General features: G+C 72.9%; 16 protein-coding genes and 1 pseudogene. 11 read left to right on the top strand and 6 right to left on the bottom strand.

Annotated features, from left to right (window positions below):
• Positions 1–101: 101 nt before the first annotated feature.
• The 4 genes and pseudogenes from Q2K16_RS14290 to Q2K16_RS14275 form a co-directional block, all read left to right on the top strand.
• Positions 102–359, top strand: a complete 258-nt coding sequence (locus Q2K16_RS14290; RefSeq protein ID WP_302745970.1) for a hypothetical protein — start codon at positions 102–104, stop codon at positions 357–359.
• A gap of 562 nt (positions 360–921) precedes the next feature.
• Positions 922–2,610: a coenzyme B12-dependent isobutyryl-CoA mutase large subunit gene (gene icmA / locus Q2K16_RS14285; RefSeq protein WP_302745968.1), complete on the top strand. Its 1,689-nt coding sequence runs from the start codon at positions 922–924 to the stop codon at positions 2,608–2,610.
• A 205-nt stretch (positions 2,611–2,815) separates the two neighbouring features.
• Complete coding sequence (locus tag Q2K16_RS14280; protein ID WP_302745966.1) at positions 2,816–3,739, top strand: tetratricopeptide repeat protein; 924 nt, start codon at positions 2,816–2,818, stop codon at positions 3,737–3,739.
• 64 nt (positions 3,740–3,803) lie between these two features.
• A pseudogene (locus Q2K16_RS14275) lies at positions 3,804–4,805 on the top strand (arginase family protein); the annotation flags it as partial.
• A gap of 106 nt (positions 4,806–4,911) precedes the next feature.
• On the opposite strand, the gene Q2K16_RS14270 reads toward Q2K16_RS14275, so the two are convergent.
• A complete protein-coding gene (locus Q2K16_RS14270) occupies positions 4,912–6,873 on the bottom strand; it encodes a penicillin-binding transpeptidase domain-containing protein (RefSeq protein ID WP_302745964.1) in 1,962 nt (653 codons plus the stop codon).
• A 296-nt stretch (positions 6,874–7,169) separates the two neighbouring features.
• Between Q2K16_RS14270 and Q2K16_RS14265 the strand changes: the two genes are divergently transcribed.
• Entirely contained in the window at positions 7,170–12,236 is a 5,067-nt protein-coding gene (locus Q2K16_RS14265) for an NAD-glutamate dehydrogenase (RefSeq protein ID WP_302745962.1), read from the top strand.
• Between the two features lie 72 nt (positions 12,237–12,308).
• Here Q2K16_RS14265 and Q2K16_RS14260 read toward each other — a convergent pair whose 3' ends face one another.
• Together Q2K16_RS14260 and Q2K16_RS14255 are read right to left on the bottom strand one after the other, a co-directional pair.
• On the bottom strand, positions 12,309–13,046 hold the full coding sequence (locus Q2K16_RS14260; RefSeq protein ID WP_302745961.1) for a class F sortase: 738 nt from the start codon (positions 13,044–13,046) through the stop codon (positions 12,309–12,311).
• The gene (locus Q2K16_RS14255) at positions 13,033–14,130 is read right to left on the bottom strand and encodes a putative sodium/potassium/calcium exchanger (protein ID WP_302745959.1); all 1,098 of its coding nucleotides are present in this window, start codon (positions 14,128–14,130) and stop codon (positions 13,033–13,035) included. Before Q2K16_RS14255 ends, Q2K16_RS14260 begins: the two co-directional genes overlap by 14 nt.
• Before the next feature lie 546 nt (positions 14,131–14,676).
• On the opposite strand from Q2K16_RS14255, the gene Q2K16_RS14250 reads away from it, so the two are divergent.
• Entirely contained in the window at positions 14,677–16,491 is a 1,815-nt protein-coding gene (locus Q2K16_RS14250) for a glycoside hydrolase family 6 protein (protein WP_302745957.1), read from the top strand.
• A gap of 129 nt (positions 16,492–16,620) precedes the next feature.
• On the opposite strand, the gene Q2K16_RS14245 is transcribed toward Q2K16_RS14250, so the two are convergent.
• From Q2K16_RS14245 to Q2K16_RS14235, 3 genes are all read right to left on the bottom strand, one after another.
• Positions 16,621–16,995 (bottom strand): hypothetical protein, encoded by a 375-nt coding sequence (locus Q2K16_RS14245; protein ID WP_302745955.1) that lies wholly within the window; start codon positions 16,993–16,995, stop codon positions 16,621–16,623.
• Between the two features lie 233 nt (positions 16,996–17,228).
• Positions 17,229–18,179: a hypothetical protein gene (locus Q2K16_RS33240; protein WP_302745953.1), complete on the bottom strand. Its 951-nt coding sequence runs from the start codon at positions 18,177–18,179 to the stop codon at positions 17,229–17,231.
• Positions 18,180–18,208: 29 nt separating this feature from the next.
• Positions 18,209–18,799, bottom strand: a complete 591-nt coding sequence (locus tag Q2K16_RS14235; protein WP_302745951.1) for a hypothetical protein — start codon at positions 18,797–18,799, stop codon at positions 18,209–18,211.
• Between the two features lie 432 nt (positions 18,800–19,231).
• On the opposite strand from Q2K16_RS14235, the gene Q2K16_RS14230 reads away from it, so the two are divergent.
• The 5 genes from Q2K16_RS14230 (at position 19,232) to Q2K16_RS14210 (ending at position 24,086) form a co-directional block, all read left to right on the top strand.
• On the top strand, positions 19,232–21,565 hold the full coding sequence (locus Q2K16_RS14230; RefSeq protein WP_302745949.1) for a sensor histidine kinase: 2,334 nt from the start codon (positions 19,232–19,234) through the stop codon (positions 21,563–21,565).
• Complete coding sequence (locus tag Q2K16_RS14225) at positions 21,565–21,984, top strand: roadblock/LC7 domain-containing protein (protein ID WP_145921424.1); 420 nt, start codon at positions 21,565–21,567, stop codon at positions 21,982–21,984. The genes Q2K16_RS14230 and Q2K16_RS14225 overlap by 1 nt, the downstream gene beginning before the upstream one ends.
• Positions 21,974–22,363 (top strand): DUF742 domain-containing protein, encoded by a 390-nt coding sequence (locus Q2K16_RS14220; RefSeq protein WP_302745946.1) that lies wholly within the window; start codon positions 21,974–21,976, stop codon positions 22,361–22,363. Before Q2K16_RS14225 ends, Q2K16_RS14220 begins: the two co-directional genes overlap by 11 nt.
• Positions 22,344–22,946 carry a GTP-binding protein gene (locus Q2K16_RS14215; RefSeq protein ID WP_204958038.1) on the top strand — a complete coding sequence of 201 codons (603 nt, stop codon included), beginning with the start codon at positions 22,344–22,346 and terminating at the stop codon, positions 22,944–22,946. Before Q2K16_RS14220 ends, Q2K16_RS14215 begins: the two co-directional genes overlap by 20 nt.
• Before the next feature lie 108 nt (positions 22,947–23,054).
• Positions 23,055–24,086, top strand: a complete 1,032-nt coding sequence (locus tag Q2K16_RS14210; protein WP_302745944.1) for a lactonase family protein — start codon at positions 23,055–23,057, stop codon at positions 24,084–24,086.
• The last annotated feature ends 29 nt before the right edge of the window (positions 24,087–24,115 follow it).

The following is a 24,115-nucleotide window of genomic DNA, read 5'->3' as shown; positions in this document are numbered from 1 at the left end:
TAATGTTCGCGTGTATACGGGAACGGCGAAACTGATCTCGGGCCCGGGTGCCTTCTGTCGCGCGGGGCGCGGTCTCCGAACCGAGGAAGGGAAGGAATACCGTGACCAGGATCGGAACAGTGGCCACCCGGCTCGGCGTTTCCGGGGCGCTCGTCGTCGGGGCCGTGTCGCTGACGTTGGCGACGACGGCGGCAGCCGCGAGCGCCGGCTCGGTGAGCGGCGACTGGTTCACCTCCAGCACCGCCTGCTACCAGGCCGGCAGCAATGCGGTCGACCGGCCGGATTCGCGGTACACCGACTATGCCTGCAATTATTCCGCCAGCCACACGCCGCACTGGCACCTGGTCCTCTACACCTGATCCGCGTCCCACCGTTCCGAACAGGGGCAAGCGGATGCCCGCCCGGCGGGGGCGTCTGGGAACGGCTGCGGCACCACGGTCAGCCGGTCGGTTGCCGCAGGTGCGGCTCCAGCAGCCCGCGCGCGAGCGAACGCGCCCCGGTCTCCCCGACACCGCTCTCGACCAGGTGGGAGGACCGCGGCCAGGCTCGGCGCTTCCGATCCGCCTTCGGCGAGGATCGACCTCGCGGCGTCCAGTATCGCCGCGCGTTGCCGGGCGCGGCGCTCGGCGACGGTGGCCGCCTGGATCTTCGGCGCCGGCGGATCCTTCGGTCAGGCTGGCGTGAGCCCAAGAACCCCACCCGCAGCCCACCCCCGACCTCCTTCCTTACCCCCGGTGATCAAGAGGTTTGCGTCAATCTGCCGCGGATCGTGACGCAAACCTCTTGATCACCGGGCGGAGCGGGGCGGGGCAGGGTGGGGTGGGGTGAGGGGGGTCGGGCGGGGCGAGTTCCCTTAGCGATCGTTCAGGTTGTCGTTCTACACTCGGGGTCCAGTCGAGGACTCGAGGAGGAGCCCCGCGGATGAACGCCGACGAGATCGCCGCCGGACGGGCGCGCTGGCAGGCCCGGTACGACGCCGCGCGCAAGCGGGACGCGGACTTCACCACCCTGTCCGGCGCCACCGTGCAACCGGTGTACGGGCCCCCCGAGGGCACCGCCTACCCCGGGTTCGAGCGGATCGGCTGGCCGGGCGAGTTTCCGTACACCCGGGGGTTGCATCCGACCGGCTACCGGGGTCGGGCCTGGACGATCCGGCAGTTCGCCGGATTCGGCAACGCCCGGCAGACCAACGAGCGGTACAAGATGATCCTCGGCGCGGGCGGCGGCGGGCTCTCCGTCGCCTTCGACATGCCGACCCTGATGGGGCGCGACTCCGACGACCCGCAGGCGCTGGGCGAGGTCGGGCACTGCGGGGTCGCGGTGGACTCCGCCGCCGACATGGAGGTGCTCTTCGACGGCATCGACCTGGCCGGCGTCACCACCTCGATGACCATCTCCGGCCCGGCGGTGCCGGTGTTCTGCATGTACCTGGTCGCCGCCGAGCGGCAGGGCGTCGACCTGTCCCGGCTCGACGGCACGTTGCAGACCGACATCTTCAAGGAGTACATCGCGCAGAAGGAGTGGCTGTTCGACCCCGAGCCGCACCTGCGCCTGATCGGCGACCTGATGGAATACTGCGCCGCCGAGATCCCGCGCTACAAGCCGCTGTCGGTCTCCGGCTACCACATCCGCGAGGCCGGCTCCACCGCCGCGCAGGAGTTGGCGTACACCCTGGCCGACGGGTTCGGCTACGTCGAGCTGGGGCTCTCGCGCGGCCTGGACGTCAACGTCTTCGCCCCCGGACTGAGCTTCTTCTTCGACGCGCACCTGGACTTCTTCGAGGAGATCGCCAAGTTCCGCGCCGCCCGCCGGATCTGGGCCCGCTGGCTGCGCGACGTCTACGGCGCGACCAGCGAGAAGGCCCTCTGGCTACGGTTCCACACCCAGACCGCCGGGGTGTCGCTGACCGCGCAACAGCCGGTCAACAACGTGGTACGCACCGCCGTGGAGGCCCTCGCCGCCGTGCTCGGCGGCACCAACTCGTTGCACACCAACGCCCTGGACGAGACCCTCGCCCTGCCCACCGACGAGTCCGCCGAGATCGCCCTGCGCACCCAGCAGGTGCTGATGGAGGAGATCGGGGTGACCAACGTGGCCGACCCGCTCGGCGGCTCCTGGTACGTCGAGGCGCTCACCGACGCCATCGAGGCCGAGGCGGAGGAGATCTTCGCCCGGATCCGGCAGCTCGGCGGCGACGGCCCCCACCGGATCGGCCCGATGACCTCCGGCATCCTGCGCGGCATCGAGGACGGCTGGTTCACCGGCCACATCGCCGAGTCGGCCTTCGTCTACCAGCAGGCCCTGGAGAAGGGCGACAAGAAGATCGTCGGGGTCAACTGCCACACCGGCACGGTCGCCAAGGAGCTGGAGATCCTGCGCATCTCGCACGAGGTGGAGCTGGAGCAGCGCCGGGTGCTCGCCGAGCGCAAGGCCGCCCGGGACGACGCGGCGGCGACGGCGGCGGTGACCCGCATGATCGAGGTCAGCCGCACCGGCGGCAACATGATCCCGCCGATGCTCGACGCCGTCCGCGCCGAGGCCACCCTAGGCGAGATCTGCGACGCCCTACGCACCGAATGGGGCACCTACCGCGAACCCGCCCGCTTCTGACCCACCCCCACCCCCCCCCACCCACCCCCCCCGGTCGATCATGGAGTTGTGGTGGTGGCAGAGCCTCATAAAAGGGGCGCTACGCCCACCACAACTCCATGATCGACGGGGTGGGGGGTTGGGGGGAGAATGGGAGGTGAGAGTGGCAACTGTGGGCGTTGCGGCTGAGCCGACAACGGTGGGGATCGTGCGAGACTAGGTAACCATGAGCGACCCACGGATCACCTCGTCGATCTTCACCCGCGGCGCGGTCGACCTCAGCGCGCTGCGCGGCACCGCCCCGGCCAGTTCCCGTCCCGCCACACCGAGCCAGACCGGTGCACCCACCGGCGCACCGGGCGGTCCCGCCACAGGTGGCACCGCCGCCGTGCTCGACGTGACCGAGGCGAACATCCAGTCCGGGGTGCTCGAACAGTCGATGACCACACCAGTGGTGGTCTTCTTCGGGGCGGCAGGCTACCCGGACAGCGACCAGTTCGCCCCGGTGCTGGAGCGGTTGGCGGCCGAGGGCGCCGGCCAGTGGGTCCTGGCCCGGGTCGACGTCCAGGAGAATCCGCGGATCGCGCAGATGTTCCAGATCCAGGCGATCCCCACCGTCTACGCGGTGGTCGGCGGGCGGCCGATCGACGCCTTCCCCGGGGTGATCCCCGAGCCGCAGTTGCGCCAGTGGCTCGCCGCTGTGCTCAAGGCCGGTGGCGTCACCGTCGCCGAACCGGAGGACCCGCGCCTCGACCAGGCCGACGACGCGTTGATGAGCGGCGACCTCGACGCCGCCGAGCAGGCGTACCGCAAGATCCTCGCCGAGTCCCCGGCGGACGCCGCCGCCGAGGCCGGCCTGGCCCAGGTCGGGGTGGCCCGGCGGGTCGCCGGCGCCGACCCGCAGGCCGCCCTCGCCGCCGCGCAGGCCAACCCCGACGACGTCGAGGCCCAGCTCCTCGCCGCCGACATCGAGGTGCTCAGCGGCATGGCCGAGCAGGCGTACGAACGACTGGTCGGGCTGGTCCGGCGGACCGCCGGCGACGACCGGGACCGCGCCCGTCAACACCTGGTCTCGCTGTTCAGCATCGCCGGCCCGGACGACCCCGCCGTGGCCTCCGCCCGTCGCGCCCTGGCCAGCGCCCTGTTCTGATCCCCTGACACCCCGCGCGGGCCGGCCACCCGGCCGGCCCGCCGATCATCGAGGACGGGAGCCCGTGATGCGCCGAATCGCCGTCCTCGACGCGCCGACCAACCTGGGTCTGCGCCCACCCACCTCCACCTCCGTCCCCGGCTGCGGCAAGGCCCCCGGGGCGTTACGGGACCACGGCCTGCTGGCCCGGCTGGGGGCCCGTGACGCCGGCTGCCTCACCGCCCCCCGGTACGACCCGGGCGACTGGCGGCCCGGCGACGGGGTCTGCCACGCCCGGGAGATCTCCGGCTACTCGACGGCGCTGGCCGACCGGATCGGCGCGATCATCGACCGGGGCGAGTTCCCGCTGGTCCTCGGCGGGGACTGCTCGGTGCTGCTCGGCTCGGCGCTGGCCATGCACCGGCTCGGCGAGGCGGTCGGCGGGCGGATCGGGCTGGTCTTCGTCGACGGCCACTCCGACTTCCGGCACCCCGGCAACGCCTCCTACGTCGGTGCGGCGGCGGGGGAGGACCTCGCCCTGGTGACCGGGCGCGGGCAGGCCGACCTGGCCGCCATCGAGGGGCGTCGACCGTACTTCCGGGACATCGACGTGGTGGTGCTCGGCATCCGGGCGCAGGACGAGTACCGGCTCGACCTCCAGGCCGCCGGGATCATCACCCGGCCGGTGCCGGCCCTGCGCGCCGAGGGGGCCGCCCGCAGCGCCCAGTGGGCGCACGAGCAGCTCGCCGACTGCGCCGGCTACTGGGTGCACATCGACGTGGACGTGCTCGACCCGGCGGTGATGCCGGCCGTGGACGCCCCCGACCCCGGCGGGATCGCCTTCGCCGAGCTGGAGATCCTGCTCGCCGGTCTGGTGGACACCCCGCACTGCCTCGGCGTCGAGCTGACCGTCTTCGACCCCGACTACGACCCGGACGGTGCGTACGCCGCCGAGATCGTCAACACGGTCGTCGCCGGGCTGGCCCCGGTCGTCGCCCCGGACGCCGTCGCGCCCCGACTGCTGCCACCCCAGCCGCATCCCGCCGACCCCGACCCGGCCGACGTACCGGGCCGCGCCGAGGAGCCGGTCGCCTGACCCGGCACGCGTGACTCCGCAACGGGGCCGATGTGGTGTGCTGCGTCCCCGTCGAGCGCGAGACCTGGCGGGCCGGCGGCTGGGCGGGGGAGAGGCGTCAGCGGAGGGCGCGGAGGAAACGTCCGGCGATCGGGACGGCGCTGGCCGTACTTGATCCGCCCTGCTCGACGAAGACGGCGAACGCGACGTCGCCCCGCCACCCGACGAACCAGGCGTGGGTGTGCGTGGGGTCGTCGTCGTACTCGGCGGTGCCGGTCTTGCCGTACACCGGGCCACCCGGCACGTCGGCCAGCGCCCTGGCGGTGCCGGCGGTGACCACCTCGCGCATCATCGTCTTCAGCGCCGCCACCGACTCGGCCTTGAGCGGCGGGCCGGCCGCGGCGGGCGCGGCGGGAGCCGGGTCGAGCACCAGTTTCGGCTGCTCGAAGCGGCCCCGGGCGACGGCGGCGGTCACCCCCGCCATGGCCAGCGGGCTGACCACGGTGGTGCCCTGACCGATCGCGGCGGCGGCCCGCTCGGTCGGCCCGCCGCCGGTGGAGACCCTGCCGGTGAAGACGTCCGCGCCGAGGTCCCACGAGCCCTCCAACCCGAGGGTACGACCGGTGGCGGCCAGCCCGTCCGGGCCGAGTCGCGGGGCCAGCGCGACGAACGCGGTGTTGCAGGACTTCGCGAAGTCGGTACGGAACGGCACCTTGCCCAGCACGAAGTCGTCGGAGTTCTTGAACGGGCGGCCGTCCACCACGCTGGTCTTGGGACAGTCGACGATTGTCTGCGGGGTCACCGCCCCCCTGTCCAGCAGGGCCAGGGCGCTGACCGTCTTGAACGTGGAGCCCGGTGGCACCTGCGCGGTGAAGGCCAGGTTCTCCCCGGCCGCCCCGGGGCCGTTGGCGGCGGCGAGCACCGCGCCGTCGCTGACCCGCACCGCCACGAGGGCCGAGCGTCGCTTCTCGCCCCGTACCGCGCCGTCGGCGGCGTTCTGGGTGGTCACGTCGAGGCTGGTGCGGACCGGCCGGCCGGGGCCCGGTTCCTGCCGGAACGCCTCGGTGACGACGGTGCTGCCGCCCTCGGGGGTGGGCCGGCGGATCTCCACGGTGGTGCCGGGAGCGCCGCGCAGCCGCTCGTCGTAGCGGCCCTGGAGGCCGCCGTGACCGACCAGGTCGCCCTTGGCGTACCGGTCGGGGTGGGCGGCGAGGTCGTCGGCCTGCGCCGGGTCGACCGTGCCGAGCAGGGCGCGGGCGAACTCCCGGGTCGGTGCCAGGTCGAGCTTCTCGGCCCGGAACTTCGTCCCCGGCAGGTCGTAGATTCGGGAACGGATCTGCCGGTACGCCTCGTCCCGCAACGTCACCACCTCGACGAAGGCATCCGGATCGGCGTCGCGGAGCCGTTGCGGCAGGTCGGCCAGGTCGACCGGGGGGTCGATCGGCGGCCGGACCGCCCGGAACGCCGCGTCGAGCCGTCCCACCAGCGCCGGGACGTCCGGGATCTCGCCGGGTTGCAGTCCGATCCGGACCACCGGCCGGGGTGTCACGATCGGCTGTCCCGCGCCGTCGAGCAGCCCGGCCCGGGGCGCGGCGGTCCGCCGCAGTGTCAACCGGTCGCCCCTGTCCAGTTGCTCGTGCAGCACCTGCGGTTCCCAGATCACCTGCCACCTGTCGTCGCCGGAGTTCTGCCGCAACCGGACCGGCCGTTGGTAGGCCCAGTCCACTCCGCCCGGCAGCGTCCACCGGATGTCGACCGTGGTGGTGGCGAGGTTCCTGGTGACCGTGGCGTCCCCGACGCGCCGCAGGGCGGGCGGGGTGGTGGCGAGGTCGCCGGAGAGGGCCCTGATCTCCTCGACGACCGTGCCGGCCGGCACCCTCGCCCCGGTCGGGTCGACGAAGCCCACCCTGTCCAGGTTGCCGGAGCGCCAGCCGGCAAGGAACGCGTCCACGCTGCCCGTCAGCCCGTCGTCGGCGGAGCAGCCGACGAGGGCGCCGGCCGCCAGCACGGTGGCGGTCAGGGCCGCGAGCCCCCGCCGCAGGGGCGTGCCGGGGCGGCGGTAGGGGTACGACAGGGGCATGGAGCTGCACCTTCCGGACGGCGGGCTGCCCTGCACGCTAGTACGCCGTCGCCGCCCGTACCGACCCGCGCGGCCGGGGCGGGCCGACCGAAGTGGTGGGCGCGAAGGTGTGATGAACATCCCGAGGCGGGGTACTCGGCACCCGGCCGATCGTGCATCTGTCACGGATGCCAGGCCAGAGTCCCGAACCGGACGTCCCACCGGTGGTCCACCGACCAAGGCACGAAGCGGCAGGGCCTATGGTGGGGCGGCAGAGTGACCCACAACGCGGTGGGTCGTCGAGGGGAGTGGCACCGATGGACCGGCGTCCGGCGATCAAACCGGTACCCGACCTCCGGCAGAGCGACACCGGCCGGGACGACAGCGTCGATTCGGCGACCGACGGGGACAGCCCGCCGATCGACGGGGACGGCTACGGCCGACTCGACACAGGGGTGACCGGGGTGACCGGTTCGAGCATCGACACCCTCTACGACCTGGGCCTTCCGGTGGAGGCGCTCGGCGAGGACGTGGAGGACGCCGAACTCGACGAGCCGGTGCCCAACGCGGAGCGCCTGGTGGCGCAGGCGGTGGCGCTGGCCGGGGACGACCACGACGCGGCGACCCTGGTGGGCCGGTTCTGGCGGTTCGCGCCGGACGAGGAGCTGATCGGGTTCACCGCCGAGGAGATGCTCGACGCCGCGCGGGCGCACCGGGACCTGGCCCAGCAGCGGGTGCCGGGTGAGTTGAAGCTGCGCATCCTGCCCCCCGACGCCGACCAGCACCACACCGTCGTCGAGATCGTCACCGACGACATGCCGTTCCTGGTCGACTCGGTGACCGCCCTGCTCAACGCCCACCACCTCGACGTACACCTGCTGGTCCACCCGCTGGTGGTGGTCCGCCGGGAGCCGCTGGGCCGGCTGACCGAGGTCTCCGCCGACGTGGAGCCGGACGACGCGATCGCCGGTGACCTGGTGGAGAGCTGGATGCGGATCGAGATCGATCCGGTCCGCGACGCCGACCAGCGGGACCAGTTGCGCCGCGAGTTGCAGCGGGTGCTCACCGACGTGCGGGAGGCCGTCGAGGACTGGCCGAAGATGCGCCAGCGGGCGCTGGCCCTCGCCGACGAGCTGGCCTCGGCCCGGACGGCGGACGACCGCCCGCCGGTGCCGGAGAAGGACATCACCGACTCGGTGGAGCTGCTGCGCTGGCTGGCCCACGACCACTTCACCTTCCTCGGCTACCGGGAGTACCGGCTGGTCGACTCCGGTGGTCAGGGCGGCCCGGCGCTGGAGGCGGTGCTCGGCACCGGGCTGGGCATCCTGCGTTCGGATTCGCCGGAGGCGCGGGCGCTGTCGTCGATGACGCCCGAGGCGCACGAGAAGGTGATGGAGAAGCGGCTGCTGATCATCACCAAGGCGAACTCGCGGGCCACCGTGCACCGCTCGGCCTACCTGGACTACATCGGCTTCAAGATCTTCGACTCGGCCGGTGCGGTGGTCGGTGAACGGCGGTTCCTGGGCCTGTTCTCCACCGCGGCGTACCGGACCAGCGTGCGGGAGCTGCCGGTGGTCCGCCGCAAGGTCGCCGAGGTGCTGGACCGCTCCGGGTTGAGCCAGCGCAGCCACTCCGGCAAGGACCTGCTCCAGATCCTGGAGACCTACCCGCGCGACGAGCTGTTCCAGATCAAGACCGACGACCTGTACCACGCGGTGACCGGTGTGCTGCGGATGGCCGGCCGCCGGCAGCTTCGGGTGTTCCTGCGCCGCGACGCGTACGGGCGCTTCATCTCGTGCCTGATCTACCTGCCCCGGGACCGGTTCACCACCCAGAACCGGCTACGCATGCAGGACATCCTGCTGCGCGAGCTGAACGGCATCGGGGTCGACTACACCACCCGGGTCACCGAGTCGATGCTCGCCCGGGTGCACTTCATCGTCCGGACCGACCCGAACAACCCGCCCGGCGACATCGACGCCGACCTGCTCGCCGAGGAGCTGGCCGACGCCACCCGGCTCTGGGACGACGACTACCGGCTGGTGCTCGAACGCAAGCTCGGCGACGAGCAGTCCAAGCACCTGTTCACCAGGTACGCCGACGCGTTCCCGGAGGGCTACAAGGACACCCACACGCCGTACGAGGCGATGAAGGACCTGGCCAAGCTGGAACTGCTGGAGGAACCCGGCCAGCTGGAGATGCACCTGTTCCGCAGGCAGTGGGCGCCCCGGACCGGGCAGCGGGCCGACGAGGCGATGGACGTCCGGTTCAAGGTCTACCGGTACGGCGAGCCGATGATGCTCTCCGCCGTGCTGCCGGTGCTGCACTCGCTGGGCGTCCGGGTGGTCGACGAGCACCCGTACGAGGTGGACCGGATCGACGGGCGGGTCTTCCTGTACGACTTCGGGCTGCGCCTGCCCGAGGGGCACCGGGAACTGGCCGAGGTACGCCCGCACGTGGAGAACGCCTTCGCCGCCGCCTGGCGGGGCGAGGCCGAGGTGGACGGCTTCAACGAGCTGGTCCTGCGCGGCGGCCTCACCTGGCGGCAGGTGGTGGTGCTGCGGGCGTACGCGAAGTACCTGCGGCAGACCGGGGCGGTCTTCTCCCAGGAGTACATGGAGCAGACCTTCATCGCGTACCCGCAGATCGCGGCGCTGCTGGTGGAACTGTTCGAGGTGCGGTTCGCCCCGGACGGGCGCGACGCCGGGCAGCGCCGGGAACGCAGCGGCGAACTGGTCGACGCGATCGGCGTCGCGCTGGACGACGTGGCCAGCCTCGACCAGGACCGCATCCTGCGCGCCTACCTGACGCTGATCCAGGCCACCCTGCGGACCAGCTTCTACCAGAAGCGCGCCGACGGGCGGCCCAAGTCGTACGTGGCGTTCAAGCTGGACCCGCAGGCCATCCCGGACCTGCCGGCGCCCCGGCCCAAGTTCGAGATCTTCGTGTACTCGCCCCGCTTCGAGGGCGTGCACCTGCGCTACGGGCCGGTGGCCCGGGGCGGGCTGCGCTGGTCCGACCGGCGGGAGGACTTCCGGACCGAGGTGCTCGGCCTGGTCAAGGCGCAGATGGTGAAGAACGCGGTGATCGTGCCGGTCGGCGCCAAGGGCGGCTTCGTGCTCAAGCAGAAGCCGGGGGACCGGGACGAGGCCGTCGCCTGCTACCAGGAGTTCGTCGGCGCGATGCTCGACGTCACCGACAACATCGTCTCCGGTGACATCGTGCCGCCGGTGGACGTGGTGCGGCACGACCCCGACGACCCGTACCTGGTGGTGGCGGCGGACAAGGGCACCGCCACGTTCTCCGACATCGCCAACCAGATCTCGGCGGCGCACGGCTTCTGGCTGGGCGACGCGTTCGCCTCCGGCGGTTCCGCCGGCTACGACCACAAGAAGATGGGCATCACCGCCCGCGGCGCCTGGGAGTCGGTCAAGCGGCACTTCCGCGAGCTGGGCCACGACACCCAGACCCAGGACTTCACAGTGGTCGGCGTCGGTGACATGTCCGGCGACGTGTTCGGCAACGGGATGCTGCTCTCCGAGCACATCCGGCTGGTGGCCGCGTTCGACCACCGGCACATCTTCCTCGACCCGGACCCGGACGCCGCCACCTCGTTCCGGGAACGTCAGCGGCTGTTCGAGCTGCCCCGGTCGTCGTGGGAGGACTACGACCCGAAGCTGATCTCCGAAGGTGGCGGGATCTTCCCGCGCGGGGCCAAGTCGATCCCGATCACCCCGCAGGTGCGCTCGGCCATCGGCCTGGCCGACGACGTCACCCAGCTCAGCCCGGCGGAGCTGATGAAGGCGATCCTCACCGCGCCGGTGGACCTGTTCTGGAACGGCGGCATCGGCACCTACGTGAAGGCGTCCAGCCAGACCAACGCCGAGGTGGGCGACAAGTCCAACGACGCGATCCGGGTGGACGGCAAGAGCCTGCGCTGCCGGGTCGTCGGCGAGGGCGGCAACCTGGGCTGCACCCAGCTCGGCCGGATCGAGTACGCACTGACCGGCGGCCGGATCTACACCGACTTCATCGACAACGCGGCCGGGGTGGACTGCTCCGACCACGAGGTGAACATCAAGATCCTGCTCAACACGGCGGTCGCCGACGGCGCGCTGGACGTGCCCGCCCGCGACGAACTGCTCGCCCAGATGACCGACGAGGTCGCCGAACTGGTGCTGCGGGACAACTACGACCAGGCACGGGCGATCAACAACTCGCAGGCCCAGGCCGTCTCGCTGCTGCCGGTGCACCGCCGGATGATCAGCGAGCTGGAACGGGCCGGCCAGCTCGACCGGGCGCTGGAGGCGCTGCCCCCGGACGAGGAACTGGCGGTACGCACCGAGTCCGGGCTCACCGCGCCGGAGTTCGCGGTGCTGCTCGCGTACGTCAAAATCGTGCTGGAGCGGGAGATCCTGACCGAGGGGCTCGCGGACGAGGAGTGGACGACCGACGTCCTGGTCAACTACTTCCCGACGCCGATGCGCGAGCGGTTCGCCGACCGGATGGCCCAGCACCGGCTGCGTCGGGACATCGTCACCACGGTCCTGGTCAACGAGGCGATCAACCGGGGTGGCATCTCGTTCGTCTTCCGGGTCGTCGAGGAGACGGCCGCGTCGGCGGCCGACGTGATCCGGGCGTACGTGGTGGTCCGGGAGGTCTTCGGGCTGCGCGAGCTGTGGGACGCGGTCGAGGCGCTGGACAACCAGGTCCCGCCGGAGTTGCAGACCAGCGTCTACCTGGACACCCGGCGGCTGCTCGACCGGGCCGTCCGGTGGCTGGTGAGCAACCGGCGGTCGCCGATCGACGTGCCCGCCGAGATCGAGCGGCTCCGCGACGGCGTGGCCCGGCTCCTGCCGGACCTCCAGGACCGGTTCCACGGCAGCGAGCGGGAGTCGTTGCAGGCGCACATCGACGCGATGACCGCTCGGGGGCTGCCGGCCGACCTGGCCGGGCGGGCGACCCGGCTGATGTACAGCTTCGGTCTGCTGGACGTGGTGGAGACGGCACGGACCAGTGGCCGCGACGTCGGCGAGGTGGCCTCGGTCTACTTCGTGCTCTCCGACCGGTTCCGGGTCGACTCGCTGCTGTCGAAGATCTCCCTGCTGCCCCGCGAGGACCGCTGGCAGACGCTGGCCCGGATGGCGCTGCGCTACGACCTGTACGCCGCGCTGGCCGCGCTGACCGGGGAGGTGCTCGACTCCACACCGGGTGACCTGCCGCCGCAGGAGCGGGTGCTCCAGTGGGAGCAGTCGAACGCCACCTCGATCCACCGGGCGCACCGGGCGATGGGCGAGTTCGACGAGTCGCGGGCGGATCTCGCCTCGCTCTCGGTGCTGCTGCGGCAGATCCGTACCCTGGTGCGGACGTCCGCCGCCGCCTGACCGTACGCCGACCGCGCCCGTGGCGGGACGAGGGTCCCGCCACGGGCGCGGTCGTGTGGTGACCGGGCCGGCTCAGGACGTCAGCGTGGCGAAGACGATCACGTTGTCCTGGTAGCTGCCGGCAGCCTGGTCGAACTGGCCGCCGCAGGTCACCACCCGCAGCCCGGGACGGTCGTTCGGGCCGTACACCAGGTCGGTGGGGAACTGCGTCTTCGGGTAGGACCGCACCTCGTCGACGGTGAAGGTGGCGGTGCTGCCGTCGGCCCGCGTCACCGCGACGGTGTCGCCGGGCAGGAGCGAGCCGAGCTGGAAGAAGACCGCCGGCCCGAGCTGCGCCGAGTCGACGTGCCCGACGATCACCGCGTTGCCGGTCTCGCCGGGGCTGACGCCCGGCTCGTACCAGCCGGCCCGCTGGGCCTGGTCCAGCGGGGGCACCTGGACCGTGCCGTCCGGGTTGGTGCCCAGCGGCATGATCCCCGCGTTGACCCCGATCCTGGGGATCACGATCGTGGTGGGGGCGGAACGGGGCAGCGGGTCGGGGCCCGGTGGCACGCTCGCGTCGGCGGGGACCTGCGCGTCCGGGTCGTCGACCGGCCCGGTGTCCCCGGCCGGGGCGTCCGTCGGGGCGGTCTGCGGCGCGGCCTGGGCCGCCGGCTGCGGCGGACGGGGCGGGGGCGTGGTCCGGATCGACGCGCCGATCATGCCGGAGCCGGCCATGGCGAGGAGGACGACGACGGCCGCGCCGGCGGCGCGCCACGGTCTCCCGTGACGGCCGCCGGCCCGTGTCGCCGTCGGGTCAGCCGAGCTCATCGGCCCGACGCCGGCGCATCAGCACGATGCCGCCGAGGGCGGCCGCACCGATCATGCCGGCCCCGCCGGCGACCATGCCCCGGTCGGCGCTGGTGGCGGTCATCCCACCGTCACCGCCGTCGACGTGGCCCTTCGGCAGGACGACCAGTTCGCCCTCGCCGCACGAGCCGTTCAGCTCGTACCGGCCCGGGCGGGCGTCCTCGGAGACCTTGGCCTCGCCGTAGTAGACGAAGTCCTTCTTGTGCTCCCAGCCGCCCTCGTCCTTGCCGTAGCCGTACTCCTCGTCCTCGCCGTAGCCGTACTCGTCGTCCTGGCCGTAGCCCTCGTGGCCCTGCCAGTCGCCCTCGTCGGACTCCTCGTCCCAGCCGGGCTTGCCGTGCTCGCCGGACTCCTCGCCGGCCCCCGGCTTGCCGTGTTCCTCGCCCTTGCCTTCTTCGGGCTTGCCGTGCTCGTCGCCCTTGCCTTCTTCGGGCTTGCCGTGCTCGTCGCCCTTGCCCTCGTCGGGCTTGCCGTGCTCGTCGCCCTTGCCCTCGTCGGGCTTGCCGTGTTCCTTGCCCTTGCCCTCGTCGGGCTTGCCGCCGTGGTCCGGGCCCTGGTCGGCGGCCATGAAGCCACCGCCCTGGCCGTCCGCCGGGGGCTGACCGCCGTCCGCGGGGGGCTGTCCGCCGTCCGCCGGAGGCTGTCCGCCGTCCGCCGGGGGCTGACCACCCTCGGCCGGGGGCTGCGGCTTGGGGCCGTTGTCGTCGGGGGCCTGGCCGTCGGGACCCTTGCCGTGGTCCTCGCCCTTGCCCTCGTCGCCCTCCCAGCCGCCGTGTTCCTCGCCGCGGCCCTCGGCGGGCTTGAGTTTGACCTTGCCGGTGACCTTGGACCAGACGAAGGCGTGTTCCTGCGCCTCCGGGCAGATCTCGATGAGCTTGACCTCGTCGCCGGGCTTGACGACGTGCGGCTTGGCGATGACCTTGCCGTCCCGGCTCTCGCCGTCGTGGTGACCGTCCGCGAACGCGATCCCCGGCGTGAACACCAGAAGGGACGCGCCACCGAGAGCGGCACCCGCGACAACCTTCCCGAGCATCTTGTTAGCCATGACCTGCGTCACTCCATCCCCTGTTGTCCTGAGCCCGACGACAGTCGAGCTATGACCGACGTTAGACGGTTTCATGACTTATTCGGGGAAAGATTCGTGTTTTCGGCTTTACCGATGATCAGACCTTTAAGCACTTTGGGTCGCTTGTGTTGGTGTTGCTACCCGCCTGCGTGGTGGGAGCCCTCACGGCCGAGCTGGGCGGAGATAGGCTCGTAGCGGCCTGGGTGCCGGCCCGGGCGTTGCGGCCAGGTTGCCGCGAAGTATCGAGCCATTGCCATGGAAGCGCTCCCATGCAAGAATCGCTGCACGCGGTTCGGGGAGCCACACCGCGCACGGCAGAGGTCGAGGGCAACCGGTGCACCGGACGACATCGCCGCCGACCGGTCCGTGCGGGCCGGTGAAGCTCACCACCACCACGCCCGTCCTCCGGGTCGGGCACCCCCCGAGATGTCCCGTTGGCGCCGGGGTCGTCCGTACCCCAGGACGCTCACGCGCCACTTGCCGGTCCCCTCGTGGTGCCGGTCTCGCCCAAGGAGTGCAAAAGGCATGAATCTGTGGAGAAGTCTGTCCGCCCGACGCCGGGCGTTCGCCCTCACCGGGGCGAGCGTGCTGGTCGCGGGCGGGCTGGTGACCCTCCCGGTCACCGCGGCGCAGGCCGCCACCCAGTGCAGCATCGACTACACCACCAACGACTGGTCCGGTGGCTTCACCGCGAACGTCACCATCCGCAACGTGGGTGACCCGATCAGCAACTGGACCCTCGGCTTCACCTTCCCCAACAGCAGCCAGCGGGTGACCCAGGGCTGGTCGGCCAAGTGGTCGCAGAGCGGCCAGAACGTGACCGCCACCAACGAGTCCTACAACGGCTCGCTGGGTCGCGGCGGCAGCACCACCCTCGGCTTCAACGGCTCGTGGAGCGGCAGCAACCCCAAGCCGACCTCGTTCACCCTCAACGGGGTCGTCTGCGGCGGCACCACGCCCACCACCCCGCCGCCCACCACGCCTCCGCCCACCACCCCGCCGCCGACCACGCCCCCGCCGACCACGCCTCCGCCCACCACCCCGCCGCCCACGACGCCTCCGCCCACCACGCCCCCGCCGGGGCAGAAGGTGGACAACCCGTACGCCGGCGTCAAGGGCTACGTGAACCCGGAGTGGAAGGCCAAGGCGGACGCCGAGGCCGGTGGCAGCCGGGTCTCCAACAACCCGACCGCCGTGTGGCTGGACCGGATCGCCGCGATCAACGGCACCCCGGACAGCAGCTCCAACGGCGCGATGGGCGTCAAGGACCACCTGGACGCCGCCCTCGCCCAGGGTGCCGGCTACATCCAGTTCGTGATCTACAACCTGCCCGGCCGGGACTGCTCGGCGCTCGCCTCCAACGGTGAGCTGGCCGCCGACGAACTGCCGCGCTACAAGGCGGAGTACATCGACCCGATCGCCGCGATCCAGAGCCAGGCCAAGTACGCCAGCCTGCGGATCATCAACATCATCGAGATCGACTCGCTGCCGAACCTGGTCACCAACACCTCCGGCAACGCCGGTGGCACGGTGCAGTGTGACGTGGTCAAGGCCAACGGCGCGTACGTCAACGGTGTCGGCTACGCCCTGTCGAAGCTGGGCCCGATCGGCAACGTCTACAACTACATCGACGCCGGCCACCACGGCTGGCTGGGCTGGGACACCAACTTCGGCCCGACCGCCGACATCCTGAAGACCGCCGCCGTCGCCTCCGGCAGCAACGTGAACTACGTGCACGGCTTCATCACCAACACGGCGAACTACTCCGCCCTGAAGGAGCCGTACGTCAAGATCACCGACACGGTGAACGGCCAGACCGTCCGCCAGTCCAAGTGGATCGACTGGAACTACTACGTCGACGAGCTGTCGTTCGCCCAGGCGTTCCGCACCAAGCTGATCTCGGTCGGCTTCAACAGCAACATCGGCATGCTGATCGACACCTCCCGTAACGGCTGGGGCGGCACCGCCCGGCCCACCGGCCCGGGCGCGACGACCAGCGTCGACACCTACGTCAACGGTGGCCGCGTCGACCGTCGCCTCCACGCCGGCAACTGGTGCAACCAGGCCGGTGCGGGTCTCGGCGAGCGGCCGAAGGCCGACCCGGAGCCGGGCATCGACGCCTACGTCTGGGTGAAGCCCCCGGGTGAGTCCGACGGCTCCAGCTCCCTCATCCCGAACAACGAGGGCAAGGGCTTCGACCGGATGTGCGACCCGACCTACACCGGTAACGCCCGCAACGGCAACAGCATGAGCGGCGCGCTGCCCAACGCTCCGATCTCCGGCGCCTGGTTCTCCGCGCAGTTCCAGGAGCTCATGAAGAACGCCTACCCGGCGCTCTGACGAACCAGCCCGCTGCGGCTGGAGTGAGGCACTGACGCGGCGGGCGCACCCGGGCCCCCGGTCCGACCGAGAGGTCGGGCCGGGGGCCCACCCGTGTCCGCCGGTCGGGCCGGGTCCGCCCGGCCGGGCTCAGGGGACCGTACGTTCCACCGCGGCCCGGCCCATCTCGGCCAGGTCGCGCCGGGCCCGCTCCAGGTTCTCCGGGGTCAGGTCCTGCCCGCGCGCCATGACCAGGTCCTCCGGCTCCCAGGGCTGCTCCGCCCCGGTACGGATGTTGTCCCCACCGGCCCCGGTGCCGGTACCGGTGGCCCCGGTGCCGGCGGCGTACGGGTCACCGATCAGCTCCTCGGTCGCCCCACCCGGCTGGTCACCAGGCGCGACGAACGACGGATCGGCCGGACCGGCGCCGCCTTGGGAGAACTTCGGCACGGTGGAGTCGTCGTCCACCGCGGCGGCCACCTCCGGGCGCTCCTCCAACGGTCGGTTCGGGTCACGGTCGGTCATGGTGCCGCCCTCCTGTCCCAGACGCTTCCCGCGTCCCGGGTACCCCGTTCGGGCGACCCCATGCCGGGCGTCAGGTCGAATCGGTGGGCGAGCCTCGATGCCCCGGCCGGGAGTGGCCCGGCCGGGGCATCGACGGAGGGGACGCGCCGGCGGTGGGTCGTCCGGCGCGCGGTGCCGGCGGGCCGTCCGCGCGGCCCTGCGGTCGACGGGCCGGCGCGGGGGTGGCCGGCGGTTCAGCGGCCCAGCACGCGGTCCAGGAAGTCGCGGTACCGCCGCACGGCCACCCGGAGTTGCTCGGTGTCCGCCTCGTCGGCGCCCTGCCAGCCGCCCAGCTTCTCCTTCTGCGCGGCGAGCGCCTCGGAGAGGGCCGCGATCGCCTCCTCGACGAGCGACTGCGCCTCGCCGGCCGCGCCCCGGGGGTCGTCGACGAAGCGGAGCTGCACGTCGCGCCACCGGTCCCGGAAGCCCTGCGCGGCGTCCGCCTCGAACAGCGTCGCCGCGTCGCTGGGCACGTTCGCGCCCGTCGACCGGTCGGCGGTCGCCCCGACGGCACCGGCAGCGCCGGCCGCCCCGACGACGGCCGCCGTTGACCCGTCGTCGGTGGCCGTCGCGTCCGGGTCGACCATCGCCGGGGTGGCGCTGCCGTAGCCGGCGGCGTCGGTCACCGGGGCCGGCCGGTCGGCGTCCCGGTCCGGGTCGGCGTGGCCGGTGGCGTCGACGTTCCCGGTGGCGACGTCGCCGGTGGTGCGGTGGTCGGCGGTGCGGTGGCCGGCGGTGCGGTCGTCAGCGGTGCGGTCGGCCGACCAACGGTCCCGGTCGTGGATCCGGTCCGCCGCGGTCGGGTCGGCGCGCTCGTCGTCGAACGGTTCGGTCCGGCCCGGCGCCCCGTCACCGGGCACGGCGGTGTCCTCGTCCCGGGCGTCCCGCTCGTCCTGCGGTCGTCCGCCGGCCAGCGCCGACGCGGCCACCGCGTCGCCCACGCTGGCCGCCCCGAAGGCGGTGGGCAGCGGCGCGGGCTCGTGGAACTCCGGCCGCTGGTCGTCGTCGCGGTCCCGGCCGTCGCGGGCCGTGGCGTGCCGGCCGACGGGGTCGGCGTCCACCGCGTCCGGCGGCGGCACCGCCACCGGGGCGGACCGGACGACCTCGGGGTGGTCGGTGGGCAACTGCTGCTCGTCCTGGCGCATGGCGGTGTTCTCCTCAGCGGGTGGTGGCGTCAGCGGGTGGTGGCGTCCTGCGGGCTGTCCGGGTGCTGCTCCGGGAGGCGGTGCCCGACCGGTTCCTCGCCGAGCAGGTCGGCGACGAGCGCGCGGTAGTGGACGACGGCCTGACGGAGATCCTCGGTGCCGGCCTCACCACGCTCGTTGCGCAGCCGGATCTCGTGCGCCTCCCGGTAGTGGGTCAGGGTGCGGGCGTGCTCCACCGACAGGTGTGCGGCCTGCTCGGCGAACTCCCCGGTCGGGTAGCCCCGGTCCGCGATCAGACGGCTGACCAACTCGTCGGCGTCACCGACGGCCTCGGCCGGCGAGTCGACGAAGCGGACCTGGAGTTCCTCCCAGGCGGCGGCGTACCGGGCCCGGTCCTGCGGGCTGAGCGGGGTGAGCGTCAACTCCGCGTGGCGGCGCTCCCGCTCGCGCAGCTCCCGCTCGGCGGCACCGCGGCTGTCCTGCTCCGCGACCACCCGGTCGTACTCGGGGCCGAACCGGGACCGCAGGGCGCGTCGGCGGTTGGCCACCACGGCCACGGCGACCAGCGCCGCCACCACCAGTACGGCGAGAACCAGTAGGACTATCTGCGTGGGCGACATGGCTCCTCCTTCGCCCTGCGGTATTCCCTCCCCGCACTGATCACCAATCCCGATCCGGCGAATTTCCTCCGTCCACGCCGATCCCGACCGGGACGAAGCGGCCATGACGTACGTCCGGGGCCGCGCGGGCGGAAATCCGGTCACGTTTTCCCATCGGTCCGCGCCGGCCGGCACGGGGGCGGCGCAGGCGCCGCCGGCCGGCGCGGATGCCTGATCAACCCGGCTGTGGCCCGGTCGGGGCGTCGGTCGGCCGGGGCGGCCCGCCGGGTGGCGGGGCGGCGACGCAGCGGTGACGTCGGGAGACGCACGGTAGTGCTGAGCGTCAGGATTACGTATCCTGCCCAAGGTGCCGCGCCGGTGCCCGGCATCGATGCCGGAACCGCCCGGTCGGTGCCGGCGCCACCGCCGACACTCCCGCCCGGGCGAGGACTCATGGACACCCGCGACTGGCCGATCCGCGCCAAGCTGACCGCCCTGGTCGTCACCCCGGTGGCCGCCCTGCTGGCGCTCTGGATCTTCGCCACGACGTTGACCTTCGGACCGGCGCTCGACCTGCTCGCCGCCCGGACCCTGCTCGCGGACTTCGGCCGCCCCGGCGAACAGGTGGTGGCCGAGCTGCAACGGGAGCGGCGGGCCTCGGTGATCCAACTGGCCGGCACCGGCACCCTGCCCGCCCTCGCCGACCAGCGGCGACGCACCGACGAGGCGATCGTCGAGCTGCGGCGGAGGATGGCCGGCGACGCGCTGCGGGAGGCCGCCGGTGACCTGCTCAACGCCCGGCTCGACGCGCTCGGGGCCGCGCTGGAGGCGTTGCCGGCCGGCCGGGGGTTCATCGACCGCCGGCAGGTCGACCGGGCCGGCGCCATCGGCCTGTACAGCGGCATGATCTCCTCGGCCTTCCAGGCGTTCGCCGCGACGGCGGCGCTGCCCGACGTCGAGTTGAACAGGCAGGCGCTCGCCCTGACCGCGGTCGGCCGCTCCCGCGAACTGCTCGGCCAGACCGACGCGATGCTCGCCGGGGCGTTCGTCGCCGGCCGGTTCACCGAGGGCGAGCACCTGCGGCTGGTGCAGACCATCGCCAACGAACGGTTCCTCGCCGAGTCGGCGGTCGCCGACCTGCCGGCCGCCGACCGGGCCGCCTACCAGCGGCTGGTGGAGGGGGAGGCGTTCGTCCGGCTGCGCACCATGCAGGAGGAACTGCTCGGCGCCGGGCCGTCCGGCCTCCCGTCGATCGACGCGCGTGCCTGGCAGGCCAGCCAGGAGGCCGTCCAGCAGGAGTTGCGCGACTTCGAACTCAGCCAGGCCGACGGGCTGGCCGAACGGTCCGTGCCGGTCGCCGTCACGATCCTGCTGCGCCTCGGCGTCGCCGGGGTGCTGGGCCTCGTCGCGATCGGGGTGTCGCTGCTGGTCGCCGTCCGGGTCGGGCGGACGCTGGCCCGCCGGTTGTCCGCCGTCCGCAGCGCCGCGCTGGAGCTGGCCGGGCACCGGCTGCCCGACGTGGTGGCCCGGCTGCGCCGGGGCGAACAGGTCGACGTGGCCCGGGAGGCCCCGCCGCTGTCCTACGGTGCGGACGAGATCGGTGACGTGGGCCGGGCGTTCACCGAGGTCAGCCGGGTGGCGGTGCGGTCGGCGATCGACGAGGTGACGCTGCGTCGGGGGTTGAACGAGGTCTTCCTCAACCTGGCCCGGCGCAGCCAGGGGCTGGTGCACCGGCAGCTCGCCGTGCTCGACCGGATGGAGCGCCGTGCCGAGGACCCGGACGAGCTGGCCGAGCTGTTCCGCGTCGACCACCTGGCGACCCGGCTGCGCCGGCACGCGGAGGATCTGGTCATCCTCGCCGGGGCGGCACCGGGCCGGGGCTGGCGGCAGCCGGTCGCCCTGCTGGACGTGCTGCGCGGCGCGATCTCCGAGGTCGAGGCGTACGACCGGGTGGACATCGGCCGGGTCGAGCCGGCCGGGCTGCTCGGCCGGGCCGTAGCCGACGTCATCCACCTGCTCGCCGAGCTGATCGAGAACGCGACCGCCTTCTCCCCGCCCGAGCGTCGGGTCGAGGTGACCGGGGCGCCGGTCGTGGACGGCTACCTCGTCGAGATCACCGACCACGGGCTCGGGATGACGCCGCAGGCGGTCGAGGACGCCAACCGGCGGCTGGCCACCCCGCCCGAGTTCGACCCGGCCGACAGCGCCCGGCTCGGCCTGTTCGTGGTCTCACGGCTGGCCGCCCGGCACGGCGTCCGGGTCACCCTGCGGGCCGGCACGCCGGTCGGGCTCACCGCGCTGGTACGCCTCCCCGCCGACCTGATCACCGAGGAGCCACCGATCGCCCCGCCGACCCGGGACCGCCCGGCGGCGTCGGTGACCCGGCTGACCACCCTGCCCCGACCGCGTACCGCCCGGACCACCCGGGAGCGGCCGGACCAGACGGTGCTGCCGTTCGCTCCGGCCCGTACCTCGTCGGTGGAGGCCGCTGCCGACGGCGACGGCCTGCCCCGCCGGGTCCGCCGCCGGGGCCCGGTGGCCCGCCCCCCGCGCCCGCCGGCCGGCACCGACACGCCCACCACCCGCTCCCCCGAGGAGGTACGGCGGCAGATGTCGGCGCTGCAGGCCGGCACCGCCCGGGGACGGCTGGACAGCAGCGGCGTCCACCCCGTCCGACCCGCCCCGACCGCGGGCGGCGACCCGGGGCGGTCCGACGCCGGGGCATCCCCGCCGCCGGCCGGCCCGGGGGCGACGCCCGATTCGACCGCGACTGAGAGGGACGCCTAGTGGTGCACACGACACGGCAGAACGCCGATCTCGGCTGGTTGCTCGACGAACTGGTGGAGCGGGTGCCGGCGGCCCAACAGGCGGTGGTCCTCTCCGCCGACGGCCTGCTGCTCGGTGCCTCCGCCGGGCTGGACCGGGCCGACGCCGAACACCTCTGCGCACTGGCCTCGGGTTTCTCCAGCCTGGCCAAGGGGGCCAGCCGGCAGTTGGCCGCCGGTGGCGTCCGGCAGACGGTGGTGGAGATGGAGGAGGCGTACCTCTTCGTGACCGCCGCCGGGCAGGGCGCCTGCCTGGCGGTGGCCTGCGCGGCGGACGCCGACATCGGCCTGGTGGCCTACGAGATGGCGATGCTGGTCGTCCGGGTCGGCGAGAACCTGACCGCGCCGGCGCGGGCGGCGGGGCTCGCCGATGCGGGCTGAGCAGCCGGGTCACCAGCACGAGTGGCTGGACGGTGCGGCCGGTCCGGTGGTGCGTCCGTACACCCTCACCGGTGGTCGGGTGCGGCCCGCCGTCGGCGGCTTCGACCTGGTCGCCTTCGTGCTGGCCACGGCGGGTGTCGACCCGCACGGCCAGCCGGGACTGCAACCCGAGCACCGTCGGCTGGTGGAGTGCGCCCGGCAGCCGGTGGCGGTGGTGGATCTCGCTGCCGACCTGGATCTCGCCCTCGGGGTGGTCCAGGTACTCCTCGGTGACCTGCTCGCCCGTGGGCTGGTCACCGTGCACGAACCGCCGGCCGCCGCCGGCCTGCCCGACGACGACATTCTCAAGGCGGTGGTCAGTGGACTACGTGCGCTCTGATCGCGACTCCTCAGCGGACCGGCTGCCGCTGGCTCTCAAGATCCTCATTGCCGGTGGCTTCGGCGCCGGCAAGACGACGCTGGTGAGCGCGCTCAGCGAGGTCCGGCCGTTGCAGACCGAGGAGGTGTTGACCGACGCCGGCATCGGCACCGACGACCTGTCCGGGGTGGAGGGAAAGTCGACCACCACCGTGGCGATGGACTTCGGCCGGATCACCATCACCGACGATCTCCAGGTGTACCTGTTCGGCACCCCCGGGCAGGACCGGTTCTGGTTCCTCTGGGACGAGTTGGCCTTCGGTGCGCTCGGCGCGGTGGTGCTGGCCGACACCCGCCGGCTGGCCGACTGCTTCCCGTCGATCGACTACTTCGAGCAGCGCGGCATCCCGTTCGTGGTCGGGGTCAACTGTTTCGAGGACACCCGCCGGTTCGGCGTCGACGCGGTGCGGCAGGCGTTGGACATCGAACCGGAGGTGCCGGTGATGCTCTGCGACGCCCGGGACCGGCAGTCCGGCAAACTGGTGCTGATCTCGCTGGTCGAGCACGTGGCGCGGCAGCGCGGCGAACCCGTCCCGGTAGGCTGACCGGCCGCGCACCCCTGCCGGGTGAGGAAAAGCCGGGAAACCGGGGATGCCGGTGGGTGATTGCGGGAAGCCTGGAGAGCGACGGCGATATTCGGCAGAGGGGGTCCGGTGACGGGGACGATCGTCCACATCGGCGGTTACACGGCGGACACGGGTGGGCGTGGGGAGGGCATCGTCGCCGCCCGGCGGGACCCGGAGTCGGGGGAGCTGACCCTGCTCGGCACGGTCGCGGTGACCCCGGCGCCGTCCTTCCTCGTCCGGCACCCGTCCCGGCCGGTGCTCTACGCGGTCAACGAGCTGCCCGAGGGGCAGGTGAGCGCCTTCGCGGTCGACCCCGACGGCGGGCTGACCCCGCTGGGGGTGCGGTCGACAGGCGGTGCCGAGCCGGCCCACCTGGCGGTCGCCCCGGACGGCGGGCACCTCTTCGTCGCCAACTACGGCGGGGGCAGCGTCGCCGTCCTGCCGTTGGACGGGCAGGGGGTGCCCGGGGAACGTACCGACCTGGTGGTCCACCAGGGGCACGGTCCGGACCCGCAGCGGCAGGAGCAGGCACACTGCCACATGGTGTCGCCCGATCCCGGCGCCGGCCCGCTGCTCGCCGTCGACCTAGGCACCGACTCGGTCTACCGGTACGACCTGGACGCCGCCACCGGCCGGCTGACCCCGCGCGCACCCCGGGTGCACACGGTCGCGGGCACCGGCCCCCGGCACCTGGCCCGGCATCCCGACGGGCGGCGCTGCTGGCTCGCCGGTGAGCTGGACGCGACGGTGACCGCCTACGAGCTGACCGCCGACGGGGCGCTGCACCAGCGGGGCCGGATGGACGCCAGCGGGCGGGCCGGTCACGTCCAGCCGTCGGAGATCACGGTCGGCCCGGACGGCCGGTTCCTCTACCTGGGCAACCGGGGGGTCGGCACGGTGGCGGTCTTCGCCCTCGACGGGGAGCTGCCCCGGCTGGTCGACGAGGTCGACACCGGTGGGGAGTGGCCCCGGCACTTCGCGTTCTCCGGCCGGCACCTGTACGTCGCCGACGAGCGGGCCGACATGATCCGGGTGTTTTGGGTCGACCCCGAGTCGGGCGTGCCGTCGCCGCTGGGCGAGCCGGTGGCCACCGGCAGTCCGACCTGCGTACTGCCCTGACATACGTCCGTCCGGGGTGGATCGGTGCC

Source organism: Micromonospora cynarisoli, from assembly GCF_030518815.1.
GTDB lineage: Bacteria > Actinomycetota > Actinomycetes > Mycobacteriales > Micromonosporaceae > Micromonospora > Micromonospora wenchangensis.
Note: the sequence above shows the minus strand (reverse complement) of the source record. Positions and strands in the feature narration are given on the sequence as shown.